At 70.4% G+C, this 19,209-nt stretch carries 15 protein-coding genes and 3 pseudogenes; 8 read left to right on the top strand and 10 right to left on the bottom strand.

What is annotated here, in order from left to right; genetic code table 11:
- Positions 1–53: 53 nt before the first annotated feature.
- On the bottom strand, positions 54–359 hold the full coding sequence (locus MU852_RS07790; protein ID WP_249751703.1) for a 4a-hydroxytetrahydrobiopterin dehydratase: 306 nt from the start codon (positions 357–359) through the stop codon (positions 54–56).
- Between the two features lie 149 nt (positions 360–508).
- Here MU852_RS07790 and MU852_RS07785 point away from each other — a divergent pair, with 149 nt between their 5' ends.
- The 6 genes and pseudogenes from MU852_RS07785 to MU852_RS07760 all read left to right on the top strand — a co-directional run bounded on the left by MU852_RS07785 (position 509) and on the right by MU852_RS07760 (position 5,139).
- Complete coding sequence (locus tag MU852_RS07785; RefSeq protein ID WP_249751702.1) at positions 509–1,210, top strand: Crp/Fnr family transcriptional regulator; 702 nt, start codon at positions 509–511, stop codon at positions 1,208–1,210.
- A 31-nt stretch (positions 1,211–1,241) separates the two neighbouring features.
- Positions 1,242–2,030 carry a class I SAM-dependent methyltransferase gene (locus MU852_RS07780; protein ID WP_249751701.1) on the top strand — a complete coding sequence of 263 codons (789 nt, stop codon included), beginning with the start codon at positions 1,242–1,244 and terminating at the stop codon, positions 2,028–2,030.
- Positions 2,018–3,597, top strand: a pseudogene (gene ubiB, locus MU852_RS07775) (2-polyprenylphenol 6-hydroxylase). Before MU852_RS07780 ends, ubiB begins: the two are co-directional and overlap by 13 nt.
- A 17-nt stretch (positions 3,598–3,614) precedes the next feature.
- Positions 3,615–3,833, top strand: a complete 219-nt coding sequence (locus tag MU852_RS07770) for a hypothetical protein (RefSeq protein WP_249751700.1) — start codon at positions 3,615–3,617, stop codon at positions 3,831–3,833.
- Complete coding sequence (locus tag MU852_RS07765) at positions 3,800–4,090, top strand: hypothetical protein (protein WP_249751699.1); 291 nt, start codon at positions 3,800–3,802, stop codon at positions 4,088–4,090. Before MU852_RS07770 ends, MU852_RS07765 begins: the two co-directional genes overlap by 34 nt.
- A 41-nt stretch (positions 4,091–4,131) precedes the next feature.
- Complete coding sequence (locus tag MU852_RS07760) at positions 4,132–5,139, top strand: adenosine kinase (RefSeq protein WP_249751698.1); 1,008 nt, start codon at positions 4,132–4,134, stop codon at positions 5,137–5,139.
- Here MU852_RS07760 and MU852_RS17340 read toward each other — a convergent pair.
- From MU852_RS17340 to MU852_RS07725, 5 genes and pseudogenes are all read right to left on the bottom strand, one after another.
- On the bottom strand, positions 5,136–7,469 hold the full coding sequence (locus tag MU852_RS17340; RefSeq protein WP_283843820.1) for a bifunctional diguanylate cyclase/phosphodiesterase: 2,334 nt from the start codon (positions 7,467–7,469) through the stop codon (positions 5,136–5,138). The two genes, MU852_RS07760 and MU852_RS17340, sit on opposite strands and share 4 nt — an antisense overlap.
- 97 nt (positions 7,470–7,566) lie before the next feature.
- A pseudogene (gene polA / locus MU852_RS07740) lies at positions 7,567–10,488 on the bottom strand (DNA polymerase I).
- 48 nt (positions 10,489–10,536) lie between these two features.
- Positions 10,537–11,148 carry a DUF6655 family protein gene (locus MU852_RS07735; RefSeq protein ID WP_249751697.1) on the bottom strand — a complete coding sequence of 204 codons (612 nt, stop codon included), beginning with the start codon at positions 11,146–11,148 and terminating at the stop codon, positions 10,537–10,539.
- Entirely contained in the window at positions 11,148–11,588 is a 441-nt protein-coding gene (locus MU852_RS07730) for a VOC family protein (protein WP_249751696.1), read from the bottom strand. Before MU852_RS07730 ends, MU852_RS07735 begins: the two co-directional genes overlap by 1 nt.
- A 37-nt stretch (positions 11,589–11,625) precedes the next feature.
- Positions 11,626–11,865, bottom strand: a complete 240-nt coding sequence (locus MU852_RS07725) for a zinc-finger domain-containing protein (protein WP_249751695.1) — start codon at positions 11,863–11,865, stop codon at positions 11,626–11,628.
- 117 nt (positions 11,866–11,982) lie between these two features.
- Here MU852_RS07725 and MU852_RS07720 point away from each other — a divergent pair.
- Together MU852_RS07720 and MU852_RS07715 are read left to right on the top strand one after the other, a co-directional pair.
- A pseudogene (locus MU852_RS07720) lies at positions 11,983–12,947 on the top strand (ABC transporter ATP-binding protein).
- A 108-nt stretch (positions 12,948–13,055) separates the two neighbouring features.
- Complete coding sequence (locus MU852_RS07715) at positions 13,056–15,896, top strand: M16 family metallopeptidase (RefSeq protein WP_249751694.1); 2,841 nt, start codon at positions 13,056–13,058, stop codon at positions 15,894–15,896.
- A 203-nt stretch (positions 15,897–16,099) separates the two neighbouring features.
- Here the strand turns inward: MU852_RS07715 and yihA are convergent, their stop codons facing one another.
- Genes yihA through rpmH form a run of 4 tightly spaced genes read right to left on the bottom strand, consistent with a single transcriptional unit; the run spans position 16,100 to position 19,121 of the window.
- Positions 16,100–16,753, bottom strand: coding sequence for a ribosome biogenesis GTP-binding protein YihA/YsxC (gene yihA / locus MU852_RS07710; protein ID WP_249751693.1), 654 nt, complete (start codon positions 16,751–16,753; stop codon positions 16,100–16,102).
- Positions 16,750–18,546 (bottom strand): membrane protein insertase YidC, encoded by a 1,797-nt coding sequence (gene yidC, locus MU852_RS07705; RefSeq protein WP_249751692.1) that lies wholly within the window; start codon positions 18,544–18,546, stop codon positions 16,750–16,752. The genes yihA and yidC overlap by 4 nt, the downstream gene beginning before the upstream one ends.
- The gene (gene rnpA, locus MU852_RS07700; protein WP_249751691.1) at positions 18,543–18,956 is read right to left on the bottom strand and encodes a ribonuclease P protein component; all 414 of its coding nucleotides are present in this window, start codon (positions 18,954–18,956) and stop codon (positions 18,543–18,545) included. Before rnpA ends, yidC begins: the two co-directional genes overlap by 4 nt.
- Positions 18,957–18,986: 30 nt before the next feature.
- Positions 18,987–19,121 (bottom strand): 50S ribosomal protein L34, encoded by a 135-nt coding sequence (rpmH, locus tag MU852_RS07695; protein WP_003164000.1) that lies wholly within the window; start codon positions 19,119–19,121, stop codon positions 18,987–18,989.
- Positions 19,122–19,209 lie beyond the last annotated feature (88 nt).

Raw genomic sequence — 19,209 nt, 5'->3', positions numbered from 1 at the left:
GGCGCCGGTGATCAGGGCGGTCTTGCCGGCGACCCGGCCGGGACGGGGCGCGCTCATGCGCCGGCTCCCATCGCTTCGGCGACCTGGTCGATGAAGCGGGCCATCTCGACGTCGCGCCGGGTCACGCCGTCCGCGTCATGGGTGGTCAGCAGCACGTCGACGCGATTGTAGACGTTCGACCATTCCGGGTGATGGTCCATCTTGTCGGCCAGCAGGGCCACGCGCGTCATGAAGCCGAAGGCGGCGTTGAAGTCGGCGAAGACCAGCCGGCGGACGAGCGCCTCCCGAGGACCGTCATCGGCGCGCCAGGCGGGCAGGGCGGCCAGGGCTTCGGCAAGGTCAAGACGGGCGTCGGTCATGCGCGTTTCCTCATTTTGTCCCTGGCGTAGGGCGCCCGCGGACGCCTCGCAAGCGCCACGACATCGCCCCGCAAAGGTCCCGGAACGCCCCGCCAAGCTTCGGCGTTCATCCCCAAGCGCCGCCATATGGAACCCAGGAAGGACGCCGCATGACCAATCTCTGGCTCGCCGCCCTTTCGGCCTCCGACCGCGCGCGCCTTGCGCCGGTCCTGGAGACGCGCGCCTTCGACCACGGCCAGGTGCTGTTCCGCGAGGGGCAGGACGTGGACGCCGTGTGGTTCCCCACCACGGGCGTGATCTCCCTGATGACGCTGCTGGACGACGACAAGCGGGTGGAGACGGCCGTGATCGGGCGCGAGGGGGTGGTCGGCGTGACCTGCGGCCCCTTGAACGCCCGGGCCGCCAGCCAGGCCGTGGCGCTTCTGCCGGGCGAGGCCGCCTGCTGTTCGGCCGACGCCTTCTCGGCCGCCATGGACGACAGCGAAAGCCTGAGGCTGGCGCTGGCGCGCTTCACCGAGGCGCTGATGGCCCAGGTGCAGCAGGTCGCGGCCTGCAACGCCCGCCACGCCCTGGACGAACGGCTGGCGCGCTGGCTGCTGTCGCTTCACGACCGGGCCGGAGAAGCGCGTTTCGAACTGACCCAGGCCGACATCGCGGGAATGCTGGGCGTGCGCCGCGCCACGGTCTCGGAGGTGGGCGGCAGCCTGGAGGATCGGGGCCTGATCGAGCGCGGGCGCGGCTGGGTGCGGGTGTTGGACCGGAACGGGCTGAAGGCGGCCGCCTGCGGCTGCTACGGCCAGATGCGCGCGGTGATGGACGAACTGGACCTGCGGACGCCAAAGGCGGCGTGACGGCGGACGTGCGAGCCGCTACATCCACGCCATGACCGACGCAGCCCCGAACCGCCCCCATTCGTCGGGCGACAGCTCCTCCTTCGGCTTTCGCGACGTGGACGCGCGCGAGAAGGTGAAGATGGTGCGCGGGGTGTTCGATTCCGTGGCCTCCAACTACGACCTGATGAACGACCTGATGAGCGCGGGCGTGCACCGGCTGTGGAAGGACGCGGCGGCGGCCAAGCTGAACCCGCGTCCGGGCGAGACCATCCTGGACGTGGCGGGCGGCACCGGCGACATGGCCCGGCGCTATTCGAAAATGGCGCGCGCGGCGCAGGCCAGGCGCGGCGGGGCGGACGCCTCGGTCATCGTGATGGACTACAACGCCGAGATGATCCTGGCGGGCGTCCACAAGGGCGGCGAGCCCGAGATGAGCTGGTCGGTGGGCGACGCGATGGCCCTGCCGCTGCCGGACGCCTCGGTCGACGCCTATTCGATCAGTTTCGGCATCCGCAACGTGGCCCATATCGATAAGGCCCTGGCCGAGGCGCGACGGGTGCTGAAGCCGGGCGGGCGTTTCCTGTGCCTGGAGTTCTCGCGTCCCACGACCGGGCCGATCCGGCGCGCCTATGACGCCTGGTCCTTCCACGCCATCCCGCGCATCGGCCAGTGGGTCGCCAAGGATCGCGACAGCTATCAGTATCTGGTCGAGAGCATCCGCCGTTTTCCCGACCAGGCGGCGTTCAAGGCCCTGGTCGAGGACGCGGGGTTCAGCCGCGTGTCGGTGACCAATCTGTCGGGCGGGGTCGCGGCCATCCATCACGGGTGGGCGATCTGAGCAGCCCCGTCTATCGCACGCCGCCGCCCGCACCCGTCGCCGAGCCGGTGCGCCATCCGGTCGGCGCCTTCCTGCGCCTGCTGGCCTGGCTGTGGGTGCTGGCGCGCCACGACGCCCTGGTCCCGCGCGAGGTCACGCCGCTGCTGCCGGCCTGGACGCGGCCGTTCGCCCGCTTCGTGCAGATGTTTTCCGGTCGGGCGGGCCGCGAGGGGCGACCCGGCCAGCGGCTGGGCAAGGCGTTCGAGCACCTGGGGCCGGTGGCGATCAAGCTGGGCCAGGTGCTGGCCACCCGCGCCGACATCTTCGGCCTGCAGTTCGCCCGCGACCTGGGCCGGCTGAAGGACGCCCTGCCGCCGTTTCCGCTGGCCGAGGCGCGCCGCGAGATCGAGCGCTCGCTGGGCCGGCCGGCGGAGGCCCTGTTCACCGACCTGGGCGAGCCGGTGGCGGCGGCGTCCCTGGCCCAGGCGCATCCCGCCTGGCTGGCCGACGGGCGCAAGGTGGCGGTCAAGGTGCTGCGCCCCGGCGTCGAACGGCGCGTGGCCGACGGGCTGGATTCCATGCGTCTGGCCGCGCGGCTGGTGTGGCGGCTGGTTCCCCTGGCCCGGCGGCTGGAGCCGTCCGCCTTCGTCGAGACGATCGCCCGCTCGCTGGACCTGGAGCTGGACATGCGGCTGGAGGCGGCCGCCGCCAGCGAGATGGCCGAGGTCATGGCCAAGGACGGCTACATGTCCGCGCCCGCCGTGATCTGGGACGGGGTGGGCCGGCGGGTTCTGACGCTGGAGTGGGCGCAAGGCACGCCGATGACCGATCCGGCGCTGGCGGAGCTGCCGGGGCTGGACGTCGATCTGCTGGCCGACAACGCGTGCGCGCCTTCCTGGTGCAGGCGCTGGACCACGGGGCGTTCCACGCCGACCTGCACGAGGGCAATCTGTTCGCCAGCGCCCCGGCGCATCTGACGGCCATCGACTTCGGCATCGTCGGACGGCTGGGGCCGGCCGAGCGGCGCTATCTGGCGGAAATCCTGTGGGGCTTCATCAGTCGCGACTACGACCGGATCGCCCGCGTCCATTTCGAGGCCGGATACGTGCCGCCGCATCATTCGGTCGAGACCTTCGCCCAGGCGCTGCGGGCGGTGGGCGAGCCGGTCATCGGCCGCGCCGCCAGCCAGGTGTCGATGGGCCGGCTGCTGGGCCAGCTGTTCGAGATCACCGCCCTGTTCGACATGCGGCTGCGGCCCGAACTGATCCTGCTGCAGAAGACGATGGTGTCGGTCGAAGGGGTGGCGCGCCGGCTTCAGCCCGACCACGACCTGTGGAAGGCCGCCCAGCCGGTGGTGGAACGCTGGATCCGCCGCGAGCTGGGGCCCCAGGCCCAGGCGCGCGACGCCCTGAACGAGGTCCTGGCCGCCGCCCGCGCCCTGTCGCGCCTGGTGCAGGAGCCGCCCCGTCCGACGACGGTGGTCATGGAAAAGCCGGGAACTCCCGCTTGGCTGACGGCTTGCGTCACCGTGGCGGTCGTCGCCGCGCTCGCGGCGCTGGGGCTTTCGCTCTGGCCGCTCGTGTCCTGACTGCCTGGAGCTTTCCGATGAAGACCGCCCTCAAGACCCTGGCGCTGGCCGCCGCGCTTCTGGCGCCCGCGCCCGTTCTGGCCCAGGCCGCCGCCGGCTCCGTGCCCAACAGTTTCGACGCCCCCGCGGCCCAGGCGACGCCCGCTCCGCAGCGTCCGGGGCAAGCCCCGTCCAGGCCCCGGCCGCCGCCGCGCCCGCCGATGTGGCCGAGGCCGAGGCCGCCCTGCGCGGCGTGATCGTCGCGATCCAGGGGCCGGGGCCCGACTATTCGGCGTTCACCCAGAACCTGGCCGCGCAAATCCGCCAGCAGGCGGATCAAGTGACGCCGCTGATCAAGAGCTTCGGCGCGCTTCGGACCATCGAACACGTGCGGCCCGAGGGCCAGGCCCAGCTGTTCCGCGTCACCTTCGACAACCAGGCGACCGAGTGGATCATCGGCTTCGGCGACGACGGCAAGATCGCCGCCCTGCTGTTCCGTCCCGCCGAGGCCTAGTTTGGGGTGACGCCGGGCCCCGCGTCGGCTAAGGCCCCGGCATGACCGATATCCGATACGACGTCTGCGCCGTCGGCAACGCCATTGTCGACGTGCTCAGCCCCTGCGACGAAGCCTTCCTGAAGGCCCAGGACCTGGCCCCCAACTCCATGCAGCTGGTCGATGCGGCCCGCAGCGCCGCCCTGTACGACGCCATGGCGCCGGGGGTGGAGGCGTCGGGCGGATCGGCCGGCAACACCGTCGCGGGCGTCGGCTCGTTCGGCGGCCGCGCGGCCTATATCGGCAAGGTGGCCGACGACACCTTGGGCCAGGTCTTCACCCACGACATCCGCGCCGCCGGGGTGCATTTCGACACGCCCGCGCTGAAGGGCGGCGCCGCCGAAGGCTTCGGCACCGGCCGGTGCCTGGTCAACGTGCTGGCCGACGGCCAGCGGACCATGGCGACCTTCCTGGGCGCCGCCAACCAGCTGTTCGCCGACGACATCGACGAGGCCCTGATCGCCGACAGCGCCATCGTCTATCTGGAAGGCTATCTGTTCGACCCGGCCCCGGCCCGCGCCGCCTTCGAGCGCGCCGCCGCCGCCGCGCACCGGGCCGGACGCAAGGTGGCCATCACCCTGTCGGACACCTTCGTGGTCGCCCGCTGGCGGGCCGAGCTGCTGGACTTCATTGAACAGTCGGCCGACATCGTCCTGGCCAACGAGGCCGAGCTGGGCGCCCTGTTCGAGACCGACGACTTCGACGCCGCCGCCGACAAGCTGGCCGCTCTCGTCGAGATCGCCGCCGTGACGCGCGGCGCCGAGGGCTCGGTGATCCTGCGCGGCGACGAACGGGTGGCGGTCCCCGCCTATCCGGTCGACAAGGTGGTCGACACCACCGGCGCCGGCGACCAGTACGCGGCCGGCTTCCTGCTGGGCCTGGCGCGGGGCCGTCCGCTGGCCGAGGCGGGCGCCCTGGGCTCGCTGGCCGCCGCCGAGGTCATCGCCCACTGGGGTCCGCGCCCGATGACCAGGCTGTCGGACCTGGCGGCGGAGAAGGGGCTGCTCTAGCCGAACCGTATGCCGGGCAGGACGCGGGGCAAGGCGACCCGCCCCGGCCTGCCGAAGAAGAAGCCTTGGGCGTTGGCGCAGCCTTCCTCCAGGACCAGGCGACGCTGGGCCTCGGTCTCGACGCCCTCCGCGACGATGGGAAGGTCCAGGCTGCGGCCGATGCCGACGATCGCGCGCACGATCGATCGGGCCGCGGCGTCGTCCTCCATGCTGGCGATGAAGCTGCGATCGATCTTGATCTTGTCGAACGGGAAGCTCTGCAGATTGCTGAGCGACGAATAGCCCGTGCCGAAGTCGTCCATGACCACGCTGACGCCCAGCGCCTTGATCCGGTGCAGGGTGGCGACGGTGCTCGCGCGCTCCTTCAGCAGGGCGCTTTCGGTGATCTCCAGCTCCAGCCGGCTTGGGTCCAGGCCGCTTTCGGACAGGGCCGACGCCACCAGATCGGCCAGCGTGGCGACCTGGAACTGCACCGGCGAGACATTGACCGCCACCTGAAGATGATCGGGCCACCGCGCCGCTTCGCGGCAGGCCTCGCGCAGGACCCACTCCCCGATGGTTATGATCGCCCCCGTCTCCTCGGCGATCGGGATGAAGTCGTCCGGCCCCACCGCGCCGCGCTCGGGGTGGTCCCAGCGCAGCAGCGCCTCGTAGCCGGACAGCTCGCCGTCGGCGGTGCGGACCAGGGGCTGGTAGTCCAGGCGCAGCTGACGGCGCAGGATGGCGTGACGCAGATCGGTTTCCAGCTGTCGTCGCAGACGCGCCTCCTCGTCCATCCGCGCATCGAAGAAGGCGGCCTGGCCGCGTCCCGAGGTCTTGGCGCGATACAGGGCGATGTCGGCCGCATGACGCAGGGCTTCGGCGTCGCGGCCGTCCGTGGGGTGGACGGCGACGCCGACGCTGACGCCGACGGCGGTCGGGTCCAGGGCCGGATCCATCTCGGTGCGGAAGGCCGCCAGGATGCGATCGGCCAGGGCCTGCGCGGCCTGGGGCTGATCCGCGCCGACCTGCAACACCACGAACTCGTCGCCGCCCAGACGCGCGACCGTGTCGCTGGCGCGCACGCACCGCCTCAGGATGTCGGCCACGGACTTCAGCACCCGGTCGCCCTCGGCGTGGCCGAAGATGTCGTTGACCGCCTTGAACCGGTCCAGGTCCAGCGCCAGGACCGCCAGCGCTTCCTCGGTCCGCGCCGCACGGGTCAGGGCGTGCTCCAGCCGCTCCTGGAACAGGGTGCGGTTGGGCAGGTCGGTCAGGCCGTCGTGACGGGCCAGGTGTTCGATGCGGCGCTGGGCCGCCTTGGTCTCGGTCAGGTCGCGGACCGCCAGGACCTGCGACGGGCGTCCGCGATACTCGATCAGGTGCGACGCCACCTCGAAGATGCGATCGGCGTCGTCCTGGCGCAGGGCCGCTTCCACGGGCTTTTCGCGCGCGCTCGCCATCGGCAGGCCGTCGGCGGCCGCCAGAACCTTGTCGGCGCCGACGCCGATCAGGCGCGAGGGGTCCCGCCCGACCAGCTCCGCGAAGCGATCGTTGGTCTCCACGATCACGCCGTCGCGCAGGATGGCCAGCCCCTCCAGCGTGGCCTGGGCCAGGCCGCGCAGGTCGGTCAGGTGCCGGTCGATCAGCGTCGCCGTCACCGTCAGGGCGATCAGGACGGCGGCGGCGCCCACGGTCGCGCCGATCAGCCACGACCGGGCGCCGCCCGAGGCGACGAAGGGCAGGGCGGGGTCGGGGATCAGCACGGTCGCGTCCATCGCCGTGAAATGGAGCGTGCACACGGACAGGACGGCGCACGCCGAGCCGATCGCGACGCCGCGCCAGCCCGGAAAGCGCGCAAAGCCGAGGAAGGCCGCGGCGAACAGGGCCAGGGCGATGAGCCCGCCCGCGGCGATCGGCCCCGTCTCGTATCGGATGTGCGCGGCCACGCGCATGGCGGCCATGCCGGTGAAGTGCATCGCGGCCACTGCCGTGACCGCGACGACCGCCGCGCCCAGGCAACGGATCGGCCGCAGATCGCCGAGCACTCTGAGCGCCAGCCAGAAACCGGCCACGGCCATGCTGGCGGAAAGGGTGGTCAGAAACGGGTCGTAGTCGATGGCGACGCCGCCGTCGTAGGCCAGCATGGCGACGAAATGGGTCGCCCAGACGCCGACGCCGCCGGCCAGTCCGCCAATCGCCAGCCATCCGGCGCGCCGCTGGGGCCCGCACTCGCGTGCGTGGGCCAGCGCCAGGAAGAAGGCCAGGCTTCCGACGGCCCAGATCGCCGCCGCCATCAGGACGGTCAGGCGGTCATGTTGAACCCAGACGCATTCGATGACGCGAAACATGACGATCCCCCGATCTTCGACGCCATGTTGGCACCGCAGGGTTGCGGGATCATGAATCCAGAGGTTGTTCTCGCGCGACGCGCCCGGCGTCGGCGCCTCAGTGCGCCTCGTCCCAGTTGGCGGCGGCGCGGGCTTCGACGTCCAGCGGGACGCTCAGGGCGACGGCGGGTTCGGCGGCGGTCTCCATGACGCGCTTGATCACGGCGATGGCGGCCTCGGCCTCGGCTTCGGGGGCTTCGAAGACCAGTTCGTCGTGGACCTGCAGCAACATGCGGGTGGACAGGCCCGCGTCCGTCAGGGCGCCCGGCATGCGGATCATGGCGCGGCGGATGATGTCGGCGGCGGCGCCCTGGATCGGGGCGTTGATGGCCGCGCGCTCGCCGAACTGGCGCTCGGCCCCGGACTTGGAGTGGATGGCCGGGATGTGGATGCGGCGGCCGAAGACGGTGGAGACGAAGCCCGCCTGTCGCACCTCGGCCTTGGTCCGGTCCATGTAGCCGCGGATGCCGGGGAAGCGCTCGAAATAGGTCTTGATGTAGGCCCCCGCCTCGCCCTGGTCGATGCCCAGCTGGGCGGCCAGGCCGAAGGCCGAGATGCCGTAGACGATGCCGAAGTTGATCGCCTTGGCGCGGCGACGGGTCTCGGACGGCATGCCCTCGACGGGGACGCCGAACATCTCCGAAGCCGTGGCCGCGTGGATGTCCAGCCCGGCCTTGAAGGCGCGCTTCAGCTCGGGGATGTCGCCGATGTGGGCCAGGAGGCGCAGCTCGATCTGGCTGTAGTCGGCGCTGATCAGCACATGGCCGGGCGCGGCGATGAAGGCCTGGCGGATCTCGCGGCCGGTCTCGGTGCGGATCGGGATGTTCTGCAGGTTGGGATCGGAACTGGCCAGCCGGCCGGTCGAGGCGGCCGCCAGCTGGTGGTGGAGGTGTGGACCCGGTCGGTGGCGGGATCGGCCGCGGCGGTCAGGGCGTCGGTGTAGGTGCCCTTCAGCTTGGACAGCTGGCGCCAGTCCAGGATGGCGCGGGGCAGGTCGTGGGTGAGGGCCAGCTCCTCCAGCACGCTGGCGTCGGTGCCCCATTGGCCGCTGGCGGTCTTCTTGCCGCCGGGCAGGTTCAACTCTCCGAACAGGATTTCGCCGATCTGGCGGGGCGAGCCGACGTTGAAGGGGCGGCCGGCGATCTCGTGCGCCTGCTGCTCCAGCTCGGCCATGCGCAGGCCGAACTCCGAGGACAGCCGCTTCAGCCGGTCGGGATCGACACGCACGCCGGCCAGCTCCATGTCGGCCAGGACGGTCGGCATCGGCCGTTCCAGCGTCTCATAGACGGTGGACAGGCCCTCGCGGGCCAGGCGGGGCTTCAGGATGCGCCACAGGCGCAGCGTCACGTCGGCGTCCTCGGCCGCATATTGCGTCGCGGGGGCCAGCTGCACGTGCTTGAACGACTTCTGGCTCTTGCCCGTCCCGGCCACCGACTTGAAGGCGATCGGCTCGTGGCCCAGGTGCAGGCGCGCCAGCTCGTCCATGCCGTGGCCGTGCAGGCCGCCCTCCAGCACATACGACAGCAGCAGGGTGTCGTCGTAGGGGGCGACGCGGATGCCGCGCCGGGCGAAGACGGCGACGTCGTACTTGGCGTTCTGCAGCACCTTGAGGACCGACGGATCCTCCAGCAGGGTCTTCAACTTGGCCAGGGTTGTCGGCTTGTCCAGCTGGGTCAGCGGTTCGCGCGTGTCGGCCTCGCCGCCGAAGTCCAGCCCGCCGGCGTTCGCCGCCGGCTCGTGCTCGTGGGTCAGGGGAATGTAGCAGGCGTCGTTCGGCCCCAGCGCCAGCGACACGCCGCACAGGCCCGCATGGGTGGCCGACAGGGCGTCGGTCTCGGTGTCCAGGCCGACGACGCCGGCCTCGCGCGCGTTCGATCCAGCGGTCCAGCGCCTCCTCGGTCTGCACGCATTCATAGGCGTCCAGGTCGAAGACGTGCGGCTCGGACGGCGCGGCGACCTCCTTGGGCGCATAGCGCGGGCTGGCGACCGGGGCCGACAGGTTGGGCGCGCGCTTGGGCGCGAAGGCGGAGGTCTCGGTCGCCTCGGCCTTGCCGTCCCCGACGCGCCGGGCCAGCGAGCGGAACTCCATCTTGTCGAGGAATTCGGACAGGGTCTGCGGGTCCGGATCCTTGACCGCGAAGTCGTCGACGGCCTCGGGCGCCGGGGCGTCGCAGGTCAGGCGCACCAGTTCGCGCGACAGGCGGATCTGGTCGGCGAAGTCGATCAGGGTCTGGCGGCGCTTGGGCTGTTTGATCTCGCCGGCGCGGGCCAGCAGCGTGTCCAGGTCGCCGTATTCGTCCAGCAGCTGGGCGGCCGTCTTGGGGCCGATGCCGGGGGCGCCGGGGACGTTGTCGACGCTGTCGCCGATCAGGGCCTGCAGGTCGACCATCTTCTCCGGGCCGACGCCGAACTTCTCGAACACCTCCGGCTCGGCCAGGCGGCGGTCCTTCATCGGATCCCACATGACCACGCCGCGCCCGATCAGCTGCATCAGGTCCTTGTCTGAACTGACGATCACCGCCTCGCCGCCCGCGTCGCGCGCCTTGCAGGCGTAGGTGGCGATCAGGTCGTCGGCCTCGTAGCCCGGCAGTTCGACGCAGTGGACGCCGAAGGCCGCGGTCGCCTCGCGCACCAGCGGGAACTGCGGGATCAGGTCCTCGGGCGGCGGCGGGCGGTGGGCCTTGTACTGGTCGTACAGGGTGTTGCGGAACGTCTTCTCGGAATGGTCGAAGATGGCCACCAGGTGCGTCGGGCCGTCGGCGCCCTTCATGTCCTTCAGGAGCTTCCACAGCATGTTGCAGTAGCCCTGGACCGCCCCGACCGGCAGGCCGTCGGACTTGCGCGTCAGGGGCGGCAGGGCGTGGTAGGCGCGAAAGATGTAGGCCGAGGCGTCGATCATCCACAGCCGCAGGGCGGGCCCGTCCTGGGTCAGCTCCCGGTCCTGTTCAATGGCGGGCGGCGTGTCGGCGGCGTCGGTCATGGCCGGAACATAGGGCGGCGAAGCCCCCGCGTCAGCCGGGAAACCGGATCAGAATTCGGTCCAGCTGGAGCCGGGGTCGCGCTGGCCCGGCTGGGCCTGCTGCTGGCCCCAGGTGACCATCATCATCGCCTTGTGGCTGCGGATCCTATAGCTGCCGATCATCGGCAGGACGGCGCCCAGCGGCGCGCCGGTCTTGGCCTCGTAGAGGAAGCCCGAGAACTCGGCCACGCCGACCCGGTCGCGGTGGCTGTAGATCGACAGTTCGGGCAGGGAGACCACGTTGAAGGTCTCGTTGATCGGCACCCGCATCTCCGGGATGCCGAAGACGCGGCGCATCTGCTCCAGCGACAGGGCGCCGGCGCGGATCTCGAACACGGCGTCGGCGGCGTCCTTGCTCGGGGCCAGGCGGAAGCCGGCGTCGGACAGGGCGGCGCGGATGGCGCTGATCGCATAGCGCGCGCCCTCGCCCTGGAAGTAGGATTCGTCGACATAGACCGCCGAGCCGGCGGGAAGCGGCAGGCTGAGGCCCTCCACCGCCCGGTCGGCGGCGCGGGCCAGCAGCAGCTGCTCGGTCGCCGTGCGGCCGGGATTGGTCTCGGTGGTCGAGGCGCAGGCCGAGAGCGTCAGTCCGGCCGCCAGCAGGGCCGCCGCCCGCCGCATCACCAGGTCCCGGTGTTGGGCATGGAGGCCCAGGGCTCGGCCGGCGGCAGGGGGTCGCCCTCCTGCAGCAGTTCGATCGAAATGCCGTCGGGCGAGCGGACGAAGGCCATGTTGCCGTCGCGCGGCGGGCGGTTGACGGTCACGCCGCCGTCCATCAGCCGCTGGCAGGCGGCGTAGATGTCGTCGACCTTGTAGGCCAGGTGGCCGAAGTTGCGGCCGCCCTGATAGTCTTCCGGGTCCCAGTTGAAGGTCAGCTCGACCTCGGGGCAGCGCTCCGCCTTCGACTGCTCCAGGTTCTTGGGCGCGGCCAGGAAGACCAGGGTGAAGCGCCCCGCCTCGTTGTCCATGCGCCGGACCTCCTGCAGGCCCAGCAGGTCGCAGTAGAAACGCAGCGAGGCGTCGAGGTCCTTCACGCGGACCATGGTGTGCAGGTAGCGCATCGGCGGGCTCCTGGGAGGAAGGGCGGTCGGCGGGCCGTCAGTGGGCCTCGGGCGCGCGGGCGGCCGGGCTCAGATATTCGTTCTCGTCGTGCGGATGGGCCGACAGGACGAAGCGGCGGTCGCAGTAGCCGCATTCCACGAAATCGTCCTCGCCCATGTCCATATAGACCAGCGGATGGCCCAGCGCGCCGCCGCCGCCGTCGCAGGCCACGCGCTTGGTCGAGACCACGATCTCTTCGGGCGGCGGGATGATCGCATCGGGGTGGCGGGGCGGCATTTCGGGCTCGTCTCTTGGCGGGAGGGCGTCGCGCGCATACCTATGCGGCCCGCCCGGCGGCGTCAAACCGCCGCACGACCTGATTTTCCCGACCGAAGCGCGCCGATGACCGATCCCGTGACCCTGCCCGACAACGCCATCGAGGTGCGGGGCCTGAAGAAGACCTACGCCGGCTCCAAGAAGGCGGCGCCCAAGACTGCGCTGCGCGGCGTCGACCTGGTCATTCCGCGCGGGTCGATGTTCGGCCTGCTGGGCCCCAACGGCGCGGGCAAGTCGACCCTGATCAACATCCTGGCCGGGGTGGTCAAGAAATCGGAGGGCTCGGTCAGGATCTGGGGCCGCGACATCGACAAGGAGCCGCGCGACGCCGCCGCCGCCATCGGCGTGGTGCCGCAGGAGATCGTCGCCGACGTCTTCTTCACCCCGCGCGAGTCGCTGGAGGTGCAGGCCGGCTTCTACGGCGTGCCGGCCAACGAACGGCGCTCGGACGAACTGCTGGCGGCGCTGGGCCTGTCGGACAAGGCCAACGCCTATGTGCGGGCGCTGTCGGGCGGGATGAAGCGCCGGCTGATGGTGGCCAAGGCCCTGGTCCATAATCCGCCGATCCTGATCCTGGACGAGCCGACCGCCGGGGTGGACGTCGAGCTGCGCCGCCAGCTGTGGGACTACGTCCGGCGCATCAACGCCGAGGGCGTGACCATCGTCCTGACCACCCACTATCTGGAAGAGGCGCAGGAGCTCTGCGACACAATCGCCATCGTCAACCGGGGCGAGGTCGTGGCCTGCGAGCCGACGCCGCAGCTGCTGCGACGTCTGGACAGCCGAAACGTGGTGGTGACGCCCGAGACGCCGCAGGCGACCCCGCCGGTCCTGCCCGGCTTCGAGGTGACGGCCCGGCCGAACGGCGCGTTCGCCGTGGCCTACAAGAAGGGCCAGTCGTCGGTCGAACAGGTCATCGCCGCCGTGCGCCAGGCGGGCGTGACCATCGCCGACATCTCGACCGAGGACCCGGACCTGGAGGACGTCTTCCTGGGGCCTTGACCTATGGCGACGCGTCCCAGGTCGATCCGACCCGGGACTGAGCGTCCGCCCGCGCGGCGAAGATGAAACTTTCGTCATGAAAGCCTGTCCCCGTTGTGACGCGTCGTCCGGCGTCTAAGGTCGATCCCTCGCAAACCGAGGAATTGCCCATGCGCCGTGTCGCCCCCTTCGTCGCCGCCGCCGCCCTGATGGCGGTGGTCGCGCCGATCGCCCTTGTTTCCGCGCCGGTCCCCGCCGTCGCCCAGGCCGCCATCCAGGCCGCGCCGGTGTCCGAACTGGTCGCCGAGGTGGACATCCCCTATACCAAGTTCACCCTGGACAACGGTCTGACCGTGCTGGTGCACGAGGACCACAAGGCGCCCGTGGTGGCGGTGTCGGTCTGGTACAACGTCGGCTCCAAGGACGAACCGGCGGGCAAGACCGGCTTCGCCCACCTGTTCGAGCACCTGATGTTCGGCGGGTCGGAGAATGCGCCGGGCAGCTATTTCACGCCGATGCGCAACATGGGCGCGACGGACATGAACGGCACCACCTGGTTCGACCGCACCAACTATTTCGAGACGGTCCCGACCCCGGCGCTGGAACAGGCGATGTTCATGGAAAGCGACCGCATGGGCTACATGCTGGGCGCCATCAGCCAGGAGACGCTCGATCTCCAGCGCGGCGTGGTCCAGAACGAAAAGCGCCAGGGCGACAACCAGCCGTTCGGCCTCAATGAATACAAGGTGCTGGAGGCCCTGTTCCCGGAAGGCCATCCGTATCGCCACTCGACCATCGGCTCGATGGCCGACCTGGACGCGGCGTCGATGGAGACGGTGCGCGACTGGTTCCGCTCCAACTACGGGCCGAACAACGCCGTGCTGGTCCTGGCCGGCGACATCACGCCCGAGAAGGCGCGTGAGCTGACCCAGAAATACTTCGGCCCGATTCCGCGCGGCCCGGTGAACAACCCGGCCCAGGCGCCGGTCCCGACCCTGGCCGCGCCGATCCACGAGACGACCCACGACCGCGTGGCCAACGCCCAGGTCTCGATCAACTGGGCCGTGCCCGGAATGCTGGATCCCGACAGCGTGCCGCTGAGCGTCGGCGCCTCGGTGCTGGGCGGCCTGGCCAGCTCGCGCCTGGACAACGAACTGGTGCGCGGCGAGCAGACCGCCGTTTCCGTCAGCGCCTCGAACGGCGCCTTCCACCGCGTGGGCATGTTCGACATCACCCTGAACGTGAAGCCCGGCGAAGACCCCGCCGCCGTCGAGGCGCGGGCCCGCGAGATCCTGAACGGCCTGATCGCCGACGGCCCGACGGCCGAGGAGGTCGAACGGGTCAAGACCCAGTACGTCTCGCGCACCGTGCAGGGCCTGGAACAGGTCGGCGGCTTCGGCGGCAAGGCCGTGGCCCTGGCCGAGGGCCAGCTCTATGCGGGCGATCCCGAGCACTACAAGAAGGAGCTGCAGGCCTATGCGGCGGTGACGCCGGCCCAGGTCCAGGCGGCCATGCAGAAGTGGCTGACCCGTCCGGCCTACACCCTGACCACCCTGCCGGGCGAACGCGAAGCCTATCAGGAGGCGGCGGAAGCGCCGTCGGGCGCCAACCACACCCCCGCCCCGCCGATCGAGCGCGTGGCGCGGATGGCCAAGCCCGAGATCGGCGCCGTGTCCAACGTCGACTTCCCGGCGGTGGAGCGCACCCGCCTGTCGAACGGCATGGAGGTCGTTTACGCCCATCGCGACGCCGTGCCGGCCACCAAGATCGCGGTCGACTTCGACGCGGGCCTGGCGGCGGACGACGCCGGCAAGCTGGGCGTCCAGACCCTGATGATGGACCTGATGGACGAAGGGGCGGCTGGCCGTAACGCCACGCAGCTGGCCGAGGCGGAGGAAACCCTGGGCGCCGGCATCTCGACCGGCTCCTCGATGGACCGGTCGGTGGTGTCGCTGAGCGCCGTCACCCCGAACCTGGCGTCGTCGGTCGCCCTGCTGGCCGACGTGGTGCGGCGTCCGACCTTCGACGCGGCGGAACTGGAGCGGCTGCGCGCCACGCGCCTGGCCTCCATCGCCGCCGAGCGCACCAGCCCCGCCGCCTTGGCCAACCGGGCCCTGCCCGCGCTGATCTACGGCGCCGACAGCCCCTATGGCCGGCCCTTCAGCGGCAACGGCGACGAGGCCTCGGTCAAGGCCATCACCCGCGCCGACATCCAGAACGCCTATGCGCAATGGATCCGCCCGGACAACGCCAAGATCTTCGTGGTTTCGGACCTGCCGCTCAACGAGATCAAGCCGCTGCTGGAAGCGAACTTCGGCCAGTGGACGCCGCCCGCCTCGGTCAAGCCCGTCAAGGACTTCTCGGCCCCGATCCCGGCCGCGACGCCCAAGATCGTGCTGATCGACCGGCCCCAGTCGCCCCAGTCCTACATCCTGGGCGGCGAGGTTCTGAACGCCTCGGGCACGGACGACCTGCTGGTGCTGAACGCGGCCAACAACGTGCTGGGCAACGACTTCCTGTCGCGCATCAACTCGGACCTGCGCGAGACCAAGGGCTGGTCCTACGGGGTCAACGCCTCGGTCGCCGGCTTCGAGCACCGCGTGCCCTATCTGGTCACCGCCCCGGTCCAGGCCGACCAGACCGGCCCGGCCATCGCCGCCCTGAACGCCCAGTTCAACGACTTCCTGAGCGGCGGCAAGGGCGTGACCTCCGCCGAACTGGAACGGACCGTCAACGGCAACACCCGCCGTCTGGCCGGCAGCTACGAGACCTCGGGCGCCGTCCTGGGGGCGCTGCGGACCAACGACATGCTGGGCCGCCCGGACGACTATCCCGAAACCGTGGCGGCGCGCACCAACGCCTTGACGGCGGATCAGATGGACGCCGCGGCCAAGGCCGCGATCGACCCGTCGCGCTTCGTCTGGGTGGTCGTGGGCGACGCCTCGGTGGTCAAGCCGCAGCTGGACGCCCTGGGCCTGCCGGTCGAGGTGCGCTCCGCCTCGGGCGACTGAGGCCGGCGTCCCGCCGAAACGACGAAGGCCCGGAGCGCGCGCTCCGGGCCTTTTTCTTCGTCGTCGAGCGTCCCAACCTCGTCATCCTCGGCTTGACCCGAGGATCGGATGTGGAGCGAGATCGTGCGCCGCACCAAGGCGCAATGCGGCGGAACACCCGGCCCTCGGGTCAAGCCCGAGGGTGACGGTGGCGGGATGGAAAATCAGTCGATCGTCGCGCCGGTCGTGCGCATGATCTCGGCGCGCAGCTCGGGCAGGCCGACGCCCTTTTCGGAAGAGGTCAGGGCCACGACGGGGAAGGCGGCCGGGCGCTTGGAGACGGCCTTCAGGGTGGCCGCCTGCATCTTCTCGCCCTCGCCCTTCTTCAGCTTGTCGGCCTTGGTCAGGACGATCTGATAGCTGACCGCGGCCAGGTCCAGCGCGTCCAGCGCCTCGGCGTCCACCGACTTCAGGCCGTGCCGGGCGTCGATCAGCAGATAGACGCGCTTCAGCGTCACCCGCCCGCGCAGATAGTCGCGGCCCAGGTCCTGGAACTTCTTCGTCGTCGACTTGGACGCCTTGGCCCAGCCGTAGCCGGGCAGGTCGACCAGGCGCAGCCGGCCGTCCAGGTCGAAGAAGTTGACCTCGCGCGTGCGGCCCGGCTCGTTGGAGGCGCGGGCCAGCTTGTGCATGCCGACCAGGCCGTTGATCAGGCTGGACTTGCCGACGTTGGAACGCCCGGCGAAGGCGATCTCGGGCAGGTCGGGATCGGGCAGCTGCTCGATCTTGGCCGCGCCCATGACGAAGGTCGCCGGCCGCGCGAACAGCACCCGCGCGGCCTCGATCTCCTCGGGCGTGAACTCGGTTTCCTCGATCACGCCGGGGACTTCTTGAACCGGCCGATGAAGCTGTCGATCGGGTTCTCGGCCTTGTAGCGGTGCATGATGACGTACTGCTGCAGGATGGTCAGGATGTTCGACCACGCCCAGTACACCAGCAGGCCCGCCGCGAAGGGCGCCATGATGAAGGTGAAGACCAGCGGCATGAACTGGAAGATCTGGCGCTGCATCGGATCGGTGGCCGGCGGGTTCATCGCCGTCTGCAGCCACATGGTCAGGCCGTAGGCGATGGCCAGAAGCCCGATGTGCAGCGGTCCGCCCAGCAGGCCGCCCAGGACCGGCAGGGTCGACGGATCCCACGGGATCAGGCCGAACAGGTTCCAGATGGTCGAGGGGTCGCGCGCCGACAGGTCGTGGATGAAGCCCAGGAACGGCTGGTGGCGCATCTCGATGGTGACGGTCAGCACCTTGTACAGGGCGTAGAAGACCGGAATCTGGAGCAGCAACGGCAGGCAGCCGGCGACCGGATTGATCTTCTCCTTCTGGTACAGGCCCATCATCTCCTGCTGCTGCTTCTGCGGGTCGTCCTTATGCTTCTTGCGGATCTCCTCCATCTTGGGCTGGAGGTTGCGCATCTTGGACATCGAGGCGTAGGCGTTGTTCGCCAGCGGGAACATGACCAGCTTGACGATCACGGTCAGCGCCAGGATGGCGACGCCGAAGCTGCCGACCACCGCATAGACGTTTTCCAGGATCCAGAAGATCGGACGCGTCAGGAACCAGAACATGCCCCAGTCGATCGCATAGACGAAGCGCGGCAGGCCCAGGCTTTCCTCATAGGACTTCAGCACCTCGGCGCGCTTGACGCCGGCGAACAGGCGCTGGGTCTCGGTGGTGGTCGCGCCCGGCTGGATGGTGCGGCTGGCGCCCAGCAGGTTGGCTTCCAGCTGTTGGCCGCCGTTCGCGTCGCGCACGCGGAATTCGGTCTGCACCGCCTCGTTCTGCTGGGGCAGCAGGGCCGCCAGCCAGTATTTGTCGGTGATGCCCAGCCAGCCGCCGGTCGAGGCGTTCTCGATGCGCGGCTCCTTGAGCCAGTCCTTGTATTTCTTCTGCTCGGTCCGGTACTCGCCCGGCTTGCCGAAGGCGCCGATGGCGCCCTCGTGGACGATGTGGGACGACCCCGCCGCCGGCGGCACGCCCTGGCGCTGGACGCTGCCGTAGGGGGCGATGGTGATGGGCTGCGTCCCCAGGTTCTGCACCGTGTCCTTCAGGGTGAAGACGTACTTGTCGTCCACCGACACCATGCGGGTGAAGCGCAGCCCCTGGCCGTTGTCCCAGGTCAGGGTGATCGGCGTGGTCGGCGTCAGGGTCGAGCCGGCGGTCAGGCGCCACGGCGTGTTGGGGCCCGGCACGCCGCCGGGGATGTTGGCGCCGGCCCAGCCGAACTGGGCGAAATAGGCGTGCTCCATGCCCTGCGGGCGGAACAGTTCGACCGGCGCGGGATCGTCCTGGACCTCGCGGTAGTCGGTCAGGAACAGGTCGTCGATGCGCGCGCCCTGCAGCGACAGCGAGCCCCTGAGCGTGCCCGACTGGATCGGCACGCGCGCGGCCGTTCCCAGCGCCTGGGTCCGGTCGGTGACGAAGACCGGGCCCTGCGGGCTCAGCGCCGTATTGGCGGCGTTCTCGGCCGTCTGCGACTGTTCGGCTTGGGCCGACTGCTGGGCCGCGCGGCGCTCGGCCTGCGGACGCAGCACGGTGAACCAGTAGATCCCGAGGATCAGGACCGAGCACACGATGAAGATGATCGTGTTGCGCGAGTTCTCGTTTTTCATGGGGTTCGGTCGTCCTGGCCGGAAGAGGCGCGAGGGTGGGAAGGCCGGTCGGCCCGCTCTGTCTTGGGGGTCGCGAGCCTTGTAAGCGTCGATTTCACGTCGTCAAGCAAACGGTCCCAGGGACGGTCCGCCGTGCCCATGCGGGCGATGAAGACATAGTCGCTGCCGGGACGGCCGTGCTGGGCGATCATCAGGCGGGCCGCCTGGCGCAGGCGGCGCTTGGCCCGGTTGCGGACCACGGCCCCGCCGACCTTGCGCGTCGCGGTGAAGCCCAGGCCGATGTGCGCCGAGCCGTCGCCGCGATCCAGGCGCTGGATCACCACCGCGCCGCGGGCCTCGGAAACGCCTTTGGCGGCCGCCAGGAACTGGGGCCGCCGCAACAGACGCTTGATCTGTAAAGGGTCGCTCATGCGTCCTTGGCTTTCGGACGCGAGAGCCGCTTACGCCGTCAGGCGCTTGCGGCCCTTGGCGCGACGGCGCGCAACAATCTTCTGGCCGTTCTTGGTGGCCATCCGGCTGCGGAAGCCGTGACGGCGCTTGCGCACGAGTCGCGACGGCTGATAGGTCCGCTTCACGGTCGGCTCCTGACTCTAAAAGGTTGGGGCGACGGGGCAAAAGGCGTCCGCCGCAGGAAGGGCGGGCGTATAAGTCGAGCAGACGCGC

The organism is Brevundimonas albigilva (assembly GCF_023503965.1).
In the GTDB taxonomy this organism is placed as follows: Bacteria; Pseudomonadota; Alphaproteobacteria; order Caulobacterales; family Caulobacteraceae; genus Brevundimonas; species Brevundimonas albigilva.
This window is presented reverse-complemented; position numbering and strand designations above follow the sequence as displayed.